Here is a 17211-nt window from a genome sequence, read left to right as displayed (position 1 = left end):
CTAATTTCTCTTTTTGAATTCGAATCCTATTCCCCCAATGAGCACCAAGCCAATTAAGATGGAGCTTATTAAAGCGATCGTGCTACCGGTGTTTACCACCTCTGGTTCAAATTTAAAAACTATTTCATGATTGCCAGCGGGAAGGTTCATGCCTCGAAGTACATAATTAACCTGCACATGTGGCACAGGCTTTCCATCTATATAAGCCTGCCATCCAGGTTGATAGTAATTTTCTGAGAAAACAGCAAATTGATTAGAGTCTGCGGAAAACTCATATTTTAACTCATTGGGTTGATAGGTAACCAATTCAATTTCTGCATCAGGTTCAAAACTGAAATTTTCATTCACCATATCCCGAAATTTAGAATTGATCACGGCCGTATTCTCAGGATCTATCTCCTCCAAACTTAAAATTTCTTCATTTTGAGTGGACACCCATTCAATATCTTCTACTAACCAGGCATTTCCAACTGCTTCAGGGTTTTGCTGCGCCTGCGCACCTTCTTCCGTAGGTACTATAAAATATTTCACGTTCAGCATACTTAATATCTTCATGTTGTTCTGTGAAATATAAAAATCGAAAAGATCCTGAATTCTCCCCGGCTTAGCCGCATGGTATCCTCCAAGGGCGTTGTGGTAATAAGAAGTTCTTCCGGTATTAAAAGGATCGCCCGAAACATCAAACACCCTGTAATGGGATTTATCTTCAAGAATTGCAGCATCTGCCGCCATTTTTTCAAAAGGCTGTTCCATTTCCCTGGCCTTTACAAAATCTTCCTCATTAACATAACGTCTATCAACACCAATAAGGTCCACTAAAATTAGAATTACCAAACCTCCGATAACTAAATTCTTATTTATTCTCGACTTCAAATAAGCCCAAATAAGTCCGGCAGCAATTAAAACTAAAATGAGCGAACGAATTACATCTGAAGTAAAAATAGATTTTCGGTCTTCTTCCAGCGCCTTCATGAAGTCCATTCCAAATTGCTGACTATACATCGCATCATTCGCTCCGGAAAAATCGAATAAAATAGATTTGAATAAAAGGAATAATAGCAATAAGCCCCCGGTGATGATTGATGACCATTTTAAGGCATACCATTTTTCGTCCTTGTTCTGATCATTCTGAAATAATTTACACAGGCCGATGACGGCAAGTAGAGGCAGACAAAGTTCCAGGATTACCTGTATGGAAGTAATTGCCCTGAATTTATCATAAAGCGGAACAAATTCGATAAAAAACCTCGTAAGAAATTCAAAGTTCTTTCCCCAGCTTAATAACAAAGCCAAAATACTTCCTCCTACGATCCACCATTTTAGTCGGCCGCGAATTAAAAAAAGAGCAAAAACAAAAAGAAATATTACTGAAGCTCCAATATAAGCAGGCGCGCCAACATAAGGTTGATCTCCCCAATAAGTCGGTGCATTTTCAGCGAATCCTGCTGCCTGGACCGGTGATGCTCCAATTTTTCTCAACTCATCATAAATACTGGAGTCTTTTCCTATATTCTCAGAGCTTCCTCCTCCCATAAATCTAGGAACCATGAGATTGAAACTTTCCAAAATACCATAACTGTAAGAGGTGATATAATCAAAACCAAGCCCGGATTTTTCTTTGGGACTACCATCTGGTTGAATGCTTAATTCTGAATCCCCTCTCGTACTAAATTGCGTATATTCACTGGTAGCCAATAAGTTGGTCGCATTTGCTGCAATTGCAAGAACCACGGCAACCACCATGATAGCAAGAGATTTAAAATAGTTAGAAATTACTTTTTTTCGATAAGCATCTATCAAATAGGCGATCCCCAGAATTATTACAAGAAGAAGCAAATAATAGGTCATCTGGAAATGATTTGCCTGGATTTCCAGGGCCATGGCTATAGTGAGCAATAAAAAGCTCCAAATATTCCGATTTCTGAAAATAGCGATGATTCCTGCCAGTACCATAGGCATATAAGCAATTGCATGAGCTTTAGAATTATGGCCAATTCCCAGAATTATAATAAGATAAGTAGAAAAACCGAAGGCTATAGAACCTAAAAACGCGAGCTTATAATCTACTTTCATGCATAGTAAGAGAATATAAAACCCAATGAAATAGAGAAAAAGATAATCTGCGGGACGAGGCAGAAACCTTAAGACCGTATCGAGTTTTTTTACATAATTATGAGGATAATAGGCACCTAATTGATAAGTTGGCATTCCCCCGAATGCAGCATCTGTCCAGTAAGGTTCTTCCCCGGTTTCGGCCCTGAAATCTTTTTGTTCCTGAGCCATGCCAATATACTGGACAATATCACTCTGGAAAATCTCTTTTCCCTGCAATACGGGGTTAAAATAAAATAATGATAATAATATAAAACCTGCCAGTACGAGCAGGTGAGGTAAGAATTGCTTCAGTTTAGCCATTAATCGGACTTTTGATTTTAATCACAATTTGTGCAAAACAAAGCCCAACTCAATAAGCTCTGTCAAAATCCGAAATTAATCAATTTCTTCGTAATCGATATATTCGCCTACATTTTTATTGGCAGCCTTTGTCCCCTTCGGCTTCTTATCGATGCTCACTTTTCCTTTCTTATCACTGGAATGCTGAGCACCTCCAAATTGCTGATTGAATTGTTTTTCAAATTTCTGTCCCATCTTTTTCATAAACCATTTCAGAATAAGAGGTCCAAAAAACCGAATTAAAATTTTAAGACCAAAGTATACTAACAAAACGATGAGTACCGTTTTTAATACTCCAGATAATGATGCTTCTAACATTTTTAAGCTTTTTGCAAAAATAAAAATTAGCCATAACAATCAGCGAAGACACGGCTATAAAATTATAATAAATCTTATATATTTGAGTGAATTAACCCGAATGTCCATGCAGAAATTTGCCCTATTTAGCTTATTCCTAATTATTACCACCAGTCTTAAGGCTCAATATACTGAAACAATTAATTCAAACCGGCCAGGGCAATCCCAGGGCGCATTCGCCGTGGGAACTAATGTACTCCAATTAGAAACAGGACCTTATTTTGGTAATGATGAGCATACTGGTTTGGGTACGGACACCGATATTTGGGGTATAGATTATCAATTGCGTTATGGTTTGCTATTTGAACGACTGGAGCTGAATATTTCCGGAGCTTTTGAAAACCAGGATATTACCCGGAACTTCCTGGGAACCACCTCGGAGGCTTCTTTTAGAAATTTCAGATCTAATACTATAGGTGCTAAATATTTGGTTTTTGATCCTAATGTAAGCCTGAAAGAAGACAAACCCAATCTCTATAGCTGGAAAGCGAATCAGCGATTCAATTGGAAAACACTAATTCCGGCAGTATCAATTTACGCCGGCGCCAATTTTTCATTTGGTGATAATCCTTATCTATTTCAGGGAGAAGGTAAATTTAGTCCGAAAGCCGCTATTATAACTCAGAATAACTGGGGACGTTGGGTATTGGTGCTGAATTTTATTGCTGATAAACTTACAGAAGATTTCAGGACTTATGCAGGGATTGCGACCATGACCCATGCCATTAGTCAGAATTTTGCTGTTTTTGCAGAATATCAGGCAATAAAAGGAGATTTATATGCAGACGATCTCGCTCGTGCCGGAGCGGCTTATTTATTAGGTAAAAATTTACAATTTGATGTTTCAGGATTGATTAATTTTAAAGATACTCCTTCCAGATGGCAAGTAGCTGCCGGAGTATCCTATAGATTAGATCTTCATAAGGTGGATGAGTTTCTTGAAGAATCCAACGAAGGAAACCGAAGAAGGGCCAGAAGCAAGAGATTAGACGAAGAAGAAGGTTTAGAAGACGATGAAGGAGGATTATTAGAACAATAATTCATTTTTTTAAAATGGCTCAAAAAGAAAAGCGCTGCCTATAGGCAACGCTTTATATTTTAGGTAATAAAAAATTCCTATTTATTAGACATAGCAGCTTCTACAGATGCTGAAAGTCTTTTATATGTACCATTCTCAAGTCGCTCCCTAATAGCAGAAAATGCAACAAGTGTTTCTTCCACATCCTGTATTGTATGGGTAGCCGTAGGGATCATTCTTAATAGAATCAATCCTTTGGGAATTACAGGATATACCACAATAGAACAAAATACACCATGGTTTTCGCGAAGGTCTTTCACTAAAGCCATAGCTTCTGGAATACTTCCTTTAAGATATACCGGAGTTACGCAACTTTGTGTGGTTCCAATATCAAAACCATTTTCTTTTAACCCATTTTGGAGCGCATTCACATTCTCCCAAAGCTTTTCTTTAAGCTCTGGCATGGTTCTTAACATTTCAAGACGTTTTAATGCGCCAACGACTAATTGCATTTGAAGTGACTTGGCGAACATTTGAGATCTAAGATTATACTTTAGATAGTCCATGATCTCTTTATCACCGGCAATAAAAGCACCTGTGCTGGCAAGGGATTTAGCGAAAGTTGCAAAATATACATCAATTTCATCCTGAATTCCCTGCTCCTCACCTGCCCCGGCGCCGGTTTTCCCTAAGGTACCAAAGCCATGTGCATCATCAACAAACAATCTGAAATTGTATTTTTTCTTAAGCTCTACGATTTCCTTTAACCTTCCCTGTTCTCCTCGCATCCCGAAAACTCCTTCAGAAATCAAAAGGATACCTCCTCCAGTTTGTTCAGCAATTTTCGTAGCTCTTTTCAGGTTCTTTTCGATACTTTCCATATCGTTATGCTTATAGGTAAACCTCTGACCTAAATGCAACCTAACCCCGTCTATAATACAGGCGTGGGCATCTACGTCATAAACGATCACGTCCTGCTTAGAAACCAACGCATCAATGGTAGATACCATACCCTGATAACCAAAATTAAGAAGGTAAGCTGATTGTTTATGTACAAAAGAAGCCAGTTCATCCTGTAATTTTTCATGAAGATCTGTATGACCACTCATCATTCTCGCACCCATGGGATATGCAGAACCATATTCGGCGGCTGCTTCTGCGTCTACTTTACGAACTTCAGGATGATTGGCAAGCCCTAAATAATCATTGATACTCCATGTAATCACTTCCTTACCGCGAAATTTCATACGGTTAGAAATTGGTCCTTCCAGCTTCGGAAAAACGAAGTATCCTTCTGCCTGCTCTGCCCATTTACCTAAGGGTCCTTTGTCTTTGTAAATTTTATCAAATAAATCCTTCATCGGTCATTTTTTAGACGAGCCGCAAAAATACTGAAATTTGGCTCAATTCTACAAAGTAAATTATAAAGATCGAAATCTAATAAAAACAAAAGCATCCCACAAAGATTAGGATGCTTTTGTTAATAAGTGTTAATAAACTATTATTTAATCACTTCAATAGTTTGTGAAGTTGTTTTATGTTCAGCATCAAAGAATCCCTGTTCGTTCATCCAGTTATCACTATATATTTTGCTCATATAACGGGAACCATGATCTGGAAATATCATTACCACTTTTGAATTATCATCAAACTCACCTTCCTCATAATATTGTTTTAAACCCTGCATCGCTGCTCCACTGGTATAACCCACAAATAAACCTTCAGTTCTCGCAATTTCCCTGGCGGTGTGAGCCGCATCCTCATCAGATACCTTGGTGAATTTGTCTATTACATCAAAATCTGTAGCGGTTGGAATAAGGTTTTTTCCCAATCCTTCAATTCTATAAGGATAGATTTCATCTTTATCGAATTCCCGGGTTTCGTGATATTTTTTTAGAACAGATCCGAACGCGTCTATACCAAGTATTTTAATATCAGGATTCTTTTCCTTTAAAAATCGGGCTGTACCAGAAATAGTGCCTCCTGTTCCACTACAGGCGACCAGATGAGTGATTTTCCCTTCAGTTTGTTTCCATATTTCAGGTCCTGTAGAGTGAAAATGAGCATCCATATTCAGCTCATTGAAATATTGATTGATATAAACAGAACCTTCGATTTCTTTATGTAATCTTTTAGCCACTTCATAGTAAGACCGGGGATCGTCTGCAGGCACATTGGCAGGACACACATACACCTTTGCCCCCATTGTTTTCAGCATATCTATCTTATCCCGGGAAGATTTCGAACTAACCGCAAGAATACATTTATAGCCTTTGATACAGCTAACCATCGCAATACTGAAACCTGTGTTACCGGAAGTAGTTTCAATAATGGTATCTCCAGGCTTTAAGATCCCTTTTCTTTCAGCTTCTTCTATAATATGTAAGGCTATTCTGTCTTTAGAGGAGTGACCAGGGTTAAAGGCTTCAATTTTTGCGAAATAATTACCTTTAAAAGTCCTCGTGATTTTATTTAGATGAATTAACGGTGTATTACCTACTAACTGCAATACATTGTCATATACCTTCAAGTCTTCTCTCATAAATCGAAGTTCTTTAAAAACTGGCTTTAAAAAAATACTTTTAAAGCCGTTCAAATTTAAGGCAAATATTTTAATTATTCGTTTATGCCTTCTAAATCCAATAGAAACGCATATTCTTCTGCAACTTCTTTCAAAGCTTCAAACCTTCCTGAGGCACCTCCGTGTCCCGCTTCCATATTGGTATGCAGAAGAAGGATATTGTTATCTGTTTTTAGTTCTCTTAATTTCGCTACCCATTTGGCCGGTTCCCAATACTGAACCTGCGAATCATGAAGTCCGGTAGTAACGAGCATATTAGGATAATCCTGCGCTTTCACATTATCATAAGGAGAATATGATTTCATGTAATCATAATAATCTTTATCGTTTGGATTTCCCCACTCATCGTATTCACCAGTAGTAAGCGGGATACTATCGTCCAGCATGGTGGTAACCACATCTACAAAAGGCACTGCTGCTATTACTCCATTATAGAGATTGGGAGCTATATTAACAACTGCTCCCATAAGCAAACCTCCTGCAGATCCGCCCATGGCGTATAAATGATTTGCTGAAGTATAATTTTCTTTTACTAAAAATTCTGAAACGTCAATAAAATCTGTAAACGTATTTTTCTTGGTAAATAATTTTCCGTCTTCATACCATTCACGTCCCAGATATTCCCCGCCTCTAATATGAGCTATGGCGTATATAAAACCACGATCTAAAAGGCTTAATCTCACCGAAGAAAAATAAGGATCTATAGTTGAACCATAGGAACCATAGGCATATTGTAGCAATGGACTTTTTCCATCTTTTTTGGTTCCTTTTTTATAAACCAAGGAAACCGGAATTTGGGTACCATCACTAGCGGTAGCCCAGAGCCTTTCTGAAACATACTTATTTTTATCAAAATTTCCTCCCAGCACTTCCTGTTCCTTTAGAACTGTCTTGTCCCCGGTTTTCATATTATACTCCACCACAGAGGTAGGCGTGGTAAGACTATTATACGTATACCTCAGCAAATCTGTATCAAAATCTGGATTTATGGAAGTGAAGGCGGTATATGTTTCATTATCAAATGAAATATAAAATTCTTCACTATTATCCCATTTTATGATCCTTATCTTATTTAAACCATTATTACGTTCGCTAACCACAAGATATTCCTTAAAAATATCTATATCCTCCAGTAAATAATCCTTCCTATGTGGGATCACATCTACCCAGTTTTTCATCCCGGTTTTATTCAGCGGGGTTTTCATCAATTTAAAATTGGTGGCTTTATCCTTATTGGTAACCACATAGAAATTATTATCGAAATGAGAAATGCTATATTCCAGACCTCTTACCCGGGGTTGAAATATTTTAAATTTTTCTTCCGGCTTATCTGCATCTAAAAACCGATATTCAGTAGTAAGGGTACTATGTGAACCTATAATGATGTATTCTCTCGATTTTGATTTATATACATAGGTATTAAAGGTTTCATCTTCCTCCTCGTAAACCAATTGGTCTTGCTTGGGATCGGTTCCCAATACATGTTTGAAAATCTGGGAAGATCTTAAAGTTTGGGGATCTTTTTTAGTATAATAAAGGGTTTTATTATCGTTAGCCCAGGTAGATCCGCCGGTGGTATTTTTAATCTGTTCGTCATAGATTTCCCCCGTTTCAAGATTTTTTATCCTAATGGTATATTTCCTTCTGCTTAAAGTATCTGTTCCAAAAGCAACCAGTTTATTATCGGGACTAACATTGAGTCCTCCCAGGCTATAGTAATCGAAGCCTTTAGCCATGTCGTTCACATTGAACATTACTTCCTCAGGAGCGTCCAGGCTTTCCATTTTTCTGGAATAAACAGGATAATTATATCCTTTTTCAAAACGAGTAATATACCAGTAGCCATTTAATTTATAAGGAACCGATTCATCATCTTCCTTAATCCTGCCTTTCATCTCCTCAAATAACTTCTGCTGAAAATCCTTTGTATGAGAAGTCATTTCATCATTATATTCATTTTCAGCCGTCAGATAATCTATCACTTCCTGGTCTTCACGTTGGTTCATCCAGAAATAATTATCTATACGAATGTCTCCATGTTTCTTAAGTTCTTTTTGAATTTTCTTTGCTACAGGAGCCTGAATGTCTTTTTTCAAATCGGAATTATTTTGAGCGGTTGCAAATGTAACGCATCCTAATAGAAAAACTAATACTCTTTTCATTTTGACTGGTTTAATGCCGTAATTTAGTAAATTTGAATTCATAAATTTTTAAATCGGAAAAAATATGTTTGGAGATATGATGGGCATGATGAATAAACTGAAGGAAGCCCAGGAAAAAGTGGAAGCAACTAAAAAAAGATTGAATACCGTACTGGTAGATGAACAGTCTGGTGACGGTCTTTTGAAGGTAACGATTACGGCAAATAGAGAAGTTAAAAATATTTCGGTAGATGATAAGCTGCTTGAAGACAAAGAACAACTGGAAGATTACCTGGTATTAACGATGAATAAGGCTATTGAAAAAGCAACCCAAATCAATGAAGCTGAAATTGGTGCGGCAGCTAAAGATGGAATGCCTGATATTCCTGGGATGGATGGATTGATGAAGTAGATATTAGAAGTATAGTTTTAGTATCAAATAAAAAAGGCTGTCAAAAAAAATTGACAGCCTTTTTTATTAATTTCAACTAATTAGGCGAGCTTTAATAGCTTTCAACTTCTATCACCCGAGGGTTTACAGATTGTTTTTTCCATACATGAGTATAAATATACATTAAGGTAAAAGTTGGGATAATATCGGTTCCTGGTAATATTTCTTCAAGGAAAACTAAGATTGATGCCAGTTTACCTTTTCTACCGGGATACATCTCTCGCATTTTCTTTGCTGCATAAGGTGCCCAGATAATATCAAGAAAAGGACCTATAAAAGGAATTGCGACTGTTGCCATACCGGCCAGATCATATACAAGTCCTTTTACAAAAATTTTATTTTTAAATAATTTCATTTATTTCAGTTTTACCTGTAATAACTCAAATAAAGTGCCAACTTTATCTTAACTCTGAGCTGATAAGCTTCAGGAATTCATTCCTGGTCTCAATCTCTTTGAATTGTCCGCGGAAACCTGATGTTGTGGTCGCACTATTTTGTTTTTGAACTCCCCGCATCATCATACACATATGCACTGCTTCAATAACCACGGCTACCCCCTGCGGCTGCAAGGTTTTGTTTAAACATTCCAAAATGTCATGAGTTAAGCGTTCCTGTACCTGTAGCCTTCGTGCAAACACATCTACCACCCTTGGCAGTTTGCTTAATCCTATAATTTTTCCATTTGGGATATAAGCTATATGGGCTTTACCAAAAAAAGGAAGCATATGATGTTCACAAAGCGAATAGAGTTCTATATCCTTTACTACAACCATTTCATCATAACTTTCTTCAAATACAGCTTGTTTGAGAATTTCTTCAGCGCCCATGGAATATCCCTGCGTAAGGAATTGCATGGCTTTAGCAGCCCTTTCCGGGGTTTTTACAACTCCTTCCCTTTCAGGATCTTCTCCAACCCCTTTAATGATTTCATGGAAACTATTTTTCATAGTATCGGTAACCTTCTGGTTATACTCTTCAAAGTATTTGTAAGACATGTGGTTTTATTTCAATTTATCAGAAAATAATTTATTCAATTTATTGATCTTAGGATCAATTATATACTGGCAGTAGGGTTGTTGCCTATGCTGGTTGTAAAAATCCTGATGCTCCTGTTCTGCTTGATAGAATGCTGATGCTTCACTTACTTCAGTAACAATAGGATTTTTAAACATTTCTTCTTTTTCGAGAAGGGCAATAACCTCTTCAGCTTTTAGCTTTTGTTCTTCATCATGATAAAATATGGCACTGCGGTATTGGGTACCAACATCATTTTGTTGCCTATTAAGGGTCGTAGGATCGTGCGTGGAGAAAAAAACTAAGAGTAATTCCTCATAACTTATTTTTGTAGGATTAAATTCAATTTCTATCGCTTCCGCATGTCCCGTCCTTCCCGTAATTATCTCACGATATGCAGGATTTTTAATAGATCCACCGGTAAAACCTGAGATCACTTTCTCTACTCCTTCCAATCTTTGAAAAACTGCCTCTGTGCACCAAAAACATCCTCCGGCAAGCGTCGCTTTTTTCAATTCCAAATCTTCCATAAAAGCAATTTCTTTTTTGTTTATCAAATTTAGTTTTTTACTAAACAAAGCCACCCCTGTTTAACTTGTTTTTAAAGAAATATTTTGTCCATTAGTAATAACAATAATACATTTGGTCGGTTTTAAATTAACAATTCAACAATCAATGCCCACAAATCGAATCTTTTTTTATGTTCTCTTTATTTCCTGCTTTTTCTCTTATGCCCAAAAATTACCACAGGAAAGAAAGTTTTACACTACCGAAAAGATCGAAATTCCGCCAAAGATTGATGGAATTCCGAATGAGGATATTTGGCAGAAAGTAGAAAGCGCAGACAATTTTGTTATGCTAGAGCCGGGCGATGGTGATCAAATTCCTGAATCTCATGCGACAACTGCAAAAATACTTTATGATGATGAGGCTATCTATGTGGCAGCATTTATGAAAGAGAGTCAGCCGGAGAAGATCATGAGACAATTCACGCAGCGTGATAATATTAATCAATCTGAATTCTTTTTACTGGATATTAACACTTACGATGATGGCGAGAACCAAACAAGATTTATTGTTACCTCTGCCGGAACCCAGGCCGACGCGAGAATGACGGGGAATAGCGAAGATTTTGCATATAATCTCGTTTGGGAATCGGCTGTTTCAGAAGATAAGGATGGATGGTATGTAGAAATAAAAATACCATACGCAGCACTCAGGTTTCCAGAGAAACCAAACCAACAATGGGGAATTCAATTTGCCCGGGAAATCACTCATTTAAATTCCACGTATGTATGGAACTACGTTAATAAATCTGTTGGACAGTTTAGCCAGTATACTGGACTTTTAAAAGGTATTTCAAATATAGACCCACCTGTACGCCTGAGTTTGTATCCCTTCACTTCTCTGGTTTTAGATCAATTTGATGGCCGTACAGATTTTAATTTTAACGCCGGCATGGATCTTAAATACGGGATCAATGATTCCTTTACTTTAGACATGACGCTGGTTCCAGACTTCGGACAAACGGCTTATGATGAAGTTGTTTTGAACCTTGGACCATTTGAGCAGGTATTCGGAGAGAATCGGGCTTTCTTCACTGAAGGTACAGAGTTATTCAACAAAGGTGATCTTTTTTATTCCAGAAGGGTTGGCAGCACTCCCATTGGTTTTAATAAAGCACAGGCGCAAATTTTGGAGAATGAGGAAATAGTTGAAAACCCCGATAGGACCGATTTATTAAATGCATTGAAAATATCCGGTAGAACAGACAGAGGCCTTGGAATTGGTTTTTTTAATGCAATTACCAATAAACAGGAAGCTATATTCCGTGATACTATCACAGGTAATATCAGAAGAAAAGTAACCGAATCTTTTGCGAATTATAATATTCTAGTTCTGGATCAGCGATTTAATAAAAATTCTTCTATTACAATGATCAATACCAACGTGACCAGAAATGGTCATTTTAGGGATGGAAATGTTACTGGATTTTTATTTGATATATATAATAAGGAGAACTCCTTCAATTTTGAGGGCCAGGCGAAAATGAGTAATGTTAATTTACCACAACAGAATAAAACCGGTTTTGCCTCCCTCCTTTCCGTAAAAAGAACCAAAGGAAATATTCGATATGGACTTACGAATGAATTTGCAAACGAAACTTACGATATTAATGACCTTGGAATAAATTTCACCACTAATTACAATAACTTCTTTTGGTCAACTTCTTACCGGATTTTTGAACCTACGGGAAATTATAATACTTATAGAATAGGTCTTTACGGGCAACATCTAAGAAGATATAAACCTGATGTTCCTGTAAACACTGGAGTTGGCGGAGAATTTTTTGCTATTACCAAAGAAAGGTTTGCTTTTGGCGGCTCCATGGATATTAATTCTGAATTCAGGGATTATTTTGAACCACGGGCAGCAGACACCTATGTTATTTATAAACCTTTTGGAAGTGTTCGTGGTTTTATTTCTACAGATTATAGAAAAACATTTGCCTATGATGTTAGGCTTAACTTTGAAAAGTACTATAAAGTTTCTCAGAGCGAATTTAATCTTAGTATAGAACCCAGGTATCGTTTTAGTGAAAAATTTAATATGATCTATGAATTTGAATATTCATATCAAAATGACAGATCAAGTTTTGTATCCCGAAACAGGGATAATATAATATTCGGACTCAGGGATCAAAAAAGTATTGAGAATTCTCTGGACAGCACTTATAATTTCAATACCAGGCAGGGTCTAAATCTAAGTTTTAGACACTTCTGGTCTACCGCCAGTTTTTCAGAAAACGGCTACAGCCAATTGAAAAACCAGGGAAAACTGAGTCCAATAGATTACACGGTAACTGCTAATAATGATCCCGATGCCAATTTTAATATCTGGAACCTGGATCTAAGTTATAGATGGCGTTTCGCCCCGGGAAGCGAAGCCGTCTTATTATATAGAAATTCCATTTTTAACGAAGATAAACTAAGTAATTTAGGCTTCGATGAAAGTTTGGATAACCTATTCGCACAGCCGGCAAGGCATAATCTAAGCCTTCGTGTGGTATATTTTATAGATTACAACAGGCTTAAGAACTTATTCCATAGTTAAACTTGGGGAATCTCTCTAATTTGGCTATTTTCGGTGCTCTTATTTCTCATAAATGATCGTTGCCAAGAATATTCATAAATATTACGGAGACCTGCACGTATTAAAATCGGTAGATCTTCATATAAAAAAGAGTGAGATCGTATCTATAGTCGGTGCCTCCGGAGCTGGTAAAACCACCCTTCTCCAAATAATGGGGACGCTGGATAAACCATCAAAGAAAAAAGATTCTGCTTTAGAAATCAATAAAACCAATATTTATGGTTTAAAGTCGCGTGAGCTTTCAAAATTCAGGAATAAACACATAGGTTTTATATTTCAGTTCCATCAATTATTACCAGAATTTACCGCTTTGGAAAATATTTGCATTCCTGCTTATATCCATAAAACTTCCAGAAAAGAAGCAGAAAAAAGAGCTATGGAATTGCTCAGTTTTCTTGGCCTTGAAAACAGAGCCTCCCATAAACCCGGGGAACTTAGTGGTGGTGAACAACAACGAATTGCGGTTGCCAGAAGCCTTATCAATAATCCGGCGGTCATTTTTGCTGATGAGCCTTCAGGAAACCTGGATAGTGAATCTGCTGAAAACCTCCATAAATTATTCTTTCGGTTAAGGGATGAGTTTAATCAGACTTTTGTTATCGTAACCCATAATGAAGAACTTGCGAATATGGCCGACCGAAAACTTACCATGGTAGACGGAGAAATTGTTTAATCTGAAAAAAAATGAGTTTTTTGAACAAATCTGAACTAAAAAACTTCCTCGATTTCAAAGTAGAACAATATAATACTCCTGAATTTATCACCTCAGATCCTATACAAATTCCACATTTATTCCACAGAAAAGAAGATATTGAGATCGCTGGTTTTTTGACCGCAACTATTGCCTGGGGTAATAGAAAAAGTATTTTGAAAAACTCCAGGAAACTCATGGACTTAATGGATATGAGTCCTTATGATTTCGTTATAAACCATCAGGAGAGCGATTTAAATAGCCTGGATGGTTTTGTACATAGAACTTTCAATGCTGAAGATCTTAAATATTTTATTCAGGCTTTAAAAAACATTTATTTAAATCATAGGGGATTGGAAAATATCTTCCATATAAATGCTAGTAAAACCAGTTTACAACCCGCTATTCATCATTTTAAAAAGGCTTTTTTTGAACTGCCTCATCAAAAAAGAACCGAGAAACATGTGAGTGATCCATTAAAAAATTCAGCAGCAAAACGCATTAATATGTTTCTTAGATGGATGGTAAGAAATGATAAAAAAGGAGTCGATTTTGGATTGTGGAATAGTTTGTCTTCAGCACAACTTTCCTGTCCTCTAGATGTTCATTCTGGAAACGTGGCAAGGAAATTGGGTATACTGAATCGAAAAATGAACGATTCTAAAGCTTTAGCTGAATTAGATAACAATTTGAGAAGAATGGATGCCAGTGACCCTGTAAAATACGATTTTGCTCTCTTTGGGCTGGGTGTCTTTGAAAAGGGCAATTTTTAGACTTTGGAATTCTCATAAAATTTAAGTTATTTTACTCTCTTTAATTTTTTATCTTAAATGATCAATCCTGCTGTACCTATTAATGAATTAAAAAGGTTGGATTCCCTAAGGGAATTAGACATTATTAATAGTTTACCGGAAGAGGCGTATGACAATATAACCAAACTTGCAAGTTATATCTGCGAAACGCCCATCGCTGTTGTAAATATTATAGGTTCAGAACACAACTGGTTTAAATCTAAACATGGAACCGATCTTGCAGGTTCAAGTAGGGAAGATTCTTTTTGCGGACATACCATATTAGAGCCCAATATGCTCCTGGAGATTCCAAACGCCACCAAAGATGCCAGATTTGAGGATAATCCGTTTGTGACTAGCGATGCGTCTATAAAATATTATGCAGGAATATCAATCTTAGACAATAAAGGTTTACCTATGGGAACCCTTTGCGTATACGATTCTAAAGAACATCATTTAGACGAAGATCAGAAGATCGCATTAAAAGCACTTGGGAAACAGGTAGAGATGTTAATTGAATCGCGTAGAAAAAATAAAATTCTAGAAGAGCTAAAACATGAATTAAAGGAGAATAATAAAATTCTCGCTGAATTCGCCAGTACAGTCTCCCATGATCTTAAAATGCCTTTGGCTAATATGATCCTGACGGCAGATATGCTGAAAGTTAAATATGCCAGTCAACTGGATGAGCAAGGGCTTGAGTATATTAATTACCTAAAACATTCCGGACTTACCCTCAGCGATTATATAAGCGGAATTTTAGATCATTATTCCAGCAATAGTTCCCAAACTCTCAATAATGAAGACTTCTTCCTAAATGACCTGCTGGAAGATATTATAGACCTACTACAAATAGCAGAAAACTGCGAAATTAATCTACCAGACAATAATTTAAAACTTTACGGAAATAGCTCCGCCCTGGGGCAGATTTTCATGAATTTAATAAGTAACAGTCTGAAGTATAATAATAATGAACATATTATTATTGATATAGATTGCACAGAAAACCGTGAATTCTTCAACTTTAGTATAAAAGATAATGGAATAGGCATCCCGCTAGAGGAGCAAAATAAAATTTTCGAACTATTTGCCACTGCGGCGAAAAAAGATAGACGAGGCAAGAAAGGTCATGGAATAGGGCTTTCTACGGTTAAAAAATTGATTGAAAATCTTGGCGGGACTATCAATTTAACTTCAGAAGAAAATAAGGGAACCATCTTTGAATTCACTATAAAACGTCCCACGACAGTAGATTAGGATTTTTTTAGGTAAAAGTTATTTTTTTTTAAATAACTTTAAAAATATTCTATTGGGGCATGCAACATAAATTAATTCCCTTCAATGAAAAGCTTAGAAGAGCTGCTTTGGAGGAGTACAATATCCTTAATTCCGGGCCAGACGAAGATTATGATAATCTAACGTTTCTTGCCTCTGTTATTTGTAATGTTCCTGTAGTAAAAATTAGTATCGTAGATAAGAACAGGATTTGGAACAAATCTGTATTTGGTGCTGATATTGAAGAAATCTGCAGGCAAAATTCCTTTTGTGACAAGGCTATCCATAGCGAAAAACCTATACTCATCTTAAATCGCTCTGAAGATCCAGAAGTTTTTAAAAAAGCTACAGGTATCTATGACCGTGAATTTTCTTTTTACGCAGGCGTACCCCTTTATAATCCTCAAGGGCATGCTATCGCAGTTTTTTGCATTTTTGATACTGAAGAGAAAAAACTGTCAGAAGAACAGCAGCGATCTTTGAAGGCCTTAGCCCAGCAAACTTTAAAACTCTTTGAATTTAGGAAACAAAAAAATAAACTATACGAGGTACAGAAGAAATTAAAAGAAAAATACAGGGAACTTGAAAAATTCGCCAGTATGGTTTCGCATGATCTTAAATCACCTCTTGCCAATATTATTTCTTTAAGTGAACTGTTAAAGGACGAAAATAAAGGCAAGTTGAATGAAGACACTGAACAATATCTCGAGTTTTTAGTAGAATCCTCCTATTCACTCAGAAATTATATTGATGGAATTCTAAGCTTCTATCGCAGTGATCATGTAATGGAAAAGGATTACACCAACGTAGATCTCAGAAAGCTTTTAAAAGGAATTATAGATCTTTATCAGGTTTCAGACGACATAGAAATTACCTATCCAGATGATGTTATGCTTCACAATGTTAATAAAGCTGCGTTATCCCAGGTTTTTATGAACCTAATCAGCAATGCTTTAAAATATAACAATAAGGATCTGAGAAAAGTAGACATTAGATTCTCCAAAAATGAAAGATACTATTCTTTTGAGGTAAAAGATAACGGCAACGGTATTCCTAAAGAAAAAGCTACAGAGATTTTTAGTTTATTTACTACTCTCGAAACTCCAGATCGGGATGGAAACCTGGGAAGCGGGATAGGCCTTGCCACGGTAAAGAAACTCATCGAGTCTATGGGTGGAAGTATTTCTTTAGAGTCGGAAGCTGGAAAAGGAAGCAATTTTAAATTTCATATAAAAAGGTTATAGTACGCATTCTCTTTTCATTTTCTATATTTGAGAAACCTTAT

At 36.6% G+C, this 17211-nt stretch carries 15 protein-coding genes; 7 read left to right on the top strand and 8 right to left on the bottom strand.

Annotation, left to right across the window (positions count from 1 at the left end; translation table 11 throughout):
• Both Q1K34_RS06525 and Q1K34_RS06520 read right to left on the bottom strand, forming a co-directional pair.
• The gene (locus Q1K34_RS06525; RefSeq protein ID WP_300436108.1) at positions 1-2415 is read right to left on the bottom strand and encodes a YfhO family protein; all 2415 of its coding nucleotides are present in this window, start codon (positions 2413-2415) and stop codon (positions 1-3) included.
• Positions 2416-2490: 75 nt separating this feature from the next.
• Positions 2491-2772 (bottom strand): DUF4834 family protein, encoded by a 282-nt coding sequence (locus Q1K34_RS06520; protein WP_300436106.1) that lies wholly within the window; start codon positions 2770-2772, stop codon positions 2491-2493.
• Between the two features lie 82 nt (positions 2773-2854).
• Here Q1K34_RS06520 and Q1K34_RS06515 point away from each other — a divergent pair, with 82 nt between their 5' ends.
• Positions 2855-3850 carry a transporter gene (locus tag Q1K34_RS06515; protein ID WP_300436103.1) on the top strand — a complete coding sequence of 332 codons (996 nt, stop codon included), beginning with the start codon at positions 2855-2857 and terminating at the stop codon, positions 3848-3850.
• A gap of 77 nt (positions 3851-3927) precedes the next feature.
• On the opposite strand, the gene Q1K34_RS06510 is transcribed toward Q1K34_RS06515, so the two are convergent.
• From Q1K34_RS06510 to Q1K34_RS06500, 3 genes are all read right to left on the bottom strand, one after another.
• Positions 3928-5190: an aminotransferase class I/II-fold pyridoxal phosphate-dependent enzyme gene (locus Q1K34_RS06510; RefSeq protein ID WP_300436101.1), complete on the bottom strand. Its 1263-nt coding sequence runs from the start codon at positions 5188-5190 to the stop codon at positions 3928-3930.
• 140 nt (positions 5191-5330) lie between these two features.
• Positions 5331-6371: a PLP-dependent cysteine synthase family protein gene (locus tag Q1K34_RS06505; protein ID WP_300436098.1), complete on the bottom strand. Its 1041-nt coding sequence runs from the start codon at positions 6369-6371 to the stop codon at positions 5331-5333.
• A gap of 74 nt (positions 6372-6445) precedes the next feature.
• Positions 6446-8572, bottom strand: coding sequence for a S9 family peptidase (locus Q1K34_RS06500; RefSeq protein ID WP_300436095.1), 2127 nt, complete (start codon positions 8570-8572; stop codon positions 6446-6448).
• Between the two features lie 64 nt (positions 8573-8636).
• Between Q1K34_RS06500 and Q1K34_RS06495 the strand changes: the two genes are divergently transcribed.
• Positions 8637-8963 carry a YbaB/EbfC family nucleoid-associated protein gene (locus Q1K34_RS06495; protein WP_300436092.1) on the top strand — a complete coding sequence of 109 codons (327 nt, stop codon included), beginning with the start codon at positions 8637-8639 and terminating at the stop codon, positions 8961-8963.
• A gap of 91 nt (positions 8964-9054) precedes the next feature.
• Here Q1K34_RS06495 and Q1K34_RS06490 read toward each other — a convergent pair whose 3' ends face one another.
• From Q1K34_RS06490 to msrA, 3 genes are read right to left on the bottom strand one after another with little or no spacing between them, the layout of a single operon-like run.
• A complete protein-coding gene (locus tag Q1K34_RS06490) occupies positions 9055-9357 on the bottom strand; it encodes a hypothetical protein (RefSeq protein ID WP_300436089.1) in 303 nt (100 codons plus the stop codon).
• Between the two features lie 43 nt (positions 9358-9400).
• Positions 9401-9997, bottom strand: coding sequence for a GTP cyclohydrolase I FolE (gene folE, locus Q1K34_RS06485; RefSeq protein WP_300436086.1), 597 nt, complete (start codon positions 9995-9997; stop codon positions 9401-9403).
• A gap of 6 nt (positions 9998-10003) precedes the next feature.
• Positions 10004-10546 carry a peptide-methionine (S)-S-oxide reductase MsrA gene (msrA, locus tag Q1K34_RS06480; RefSeq protein ID WP_300436213.1) on the bottom strand — a complete coding sequence of 181 codons (543 nt, stop codon included), beginning with the start codon at positions 10544-10546 and terminating at the stop codon, positions 10004-10006.
• Between the two features lie 145 nt (positions 10547-10691).
• Between msrA and Q1K34_RS06475 the strand changes: the two genes are divergently transcribed.
• Genes Q1K34_RS06475 through Q1K34_RS06455 form a run of 5 tightly spaced genes read left to right on the top strand, consistent with a single transcriptional unit; the run spans position 10692 to position 17170 of the window.
• Entirely contained in the window at positions 10692-13130 is a 2439-nt protein-coding gene (locus Q1K34_RS06475) for a DUF5916 domain-containing protein (RefSeq protein WP_300436083.1), read from the top strand.
• A 52-nt stretch (positions 13131-13182) separates the two neighbouring features.
• Entirely contained in the window at positions 13183-13842 is a 660-nt protein-coding gene (locus Q1K34_RS06470) for an ABC transporter ATP-binding protein (RefSeq protein WP_300436080.1), read from the top strand.
• 20 nt (positions 13843-13862) lie between these two features.
• Positions 13863-14633, top strand: a complete 771-nt coding sequence (locus Q1K34_RS06465; protein WP_300436210.1) for a TIGR02757 family protein — start codon at positions 13863-13865, stop codon at positions 14631-14633.
• Positions 14634-14690: 57 nt separating this feature from the next.
• Complete coding sequence (locus tag Q1K34_RS06460; RefSeq protein ID WP_300436077.1) at positions 14691-15908, top strand: GAF domain-containing sensor histidine kinase; 1218 nt, start codon at positions 14691-14693, stop codon at positions 15906-15908.
• 59 nt (positions 15909-15967) lie between these two features.
• Positions 15968-17170 carry a GAF domain-containing sensor histidine kinase gene (locus tag Q1K34_RS06455; protein ID WP_300436074.1) on the top strand — a complete coding sequence of 401 codons (1203 nt, stop codon included), beginning with the start codon at positions 15968-15970 and terminating at the stop codon, positions 17168-17170.
• The last annotated feature ends 41 nt before the right edge of the window (positions 17171-17211 follow it).

Origin of the sequence: Christiangramia sp. (assembly GCF_029937855.1) — a bacterium.
In the GTDB taxonomy this organism is placed as follows: Bacteria; Bacteroidota; Bacteroidia; order Flavobacteriales; family Flavobacteriaceae; genus Christiangramia.
The sequence above is the reverse complement of the archived record's forward strand: the minus strand, read 5'-3'. Positions and strand labels throughout refer to the sequence as shown.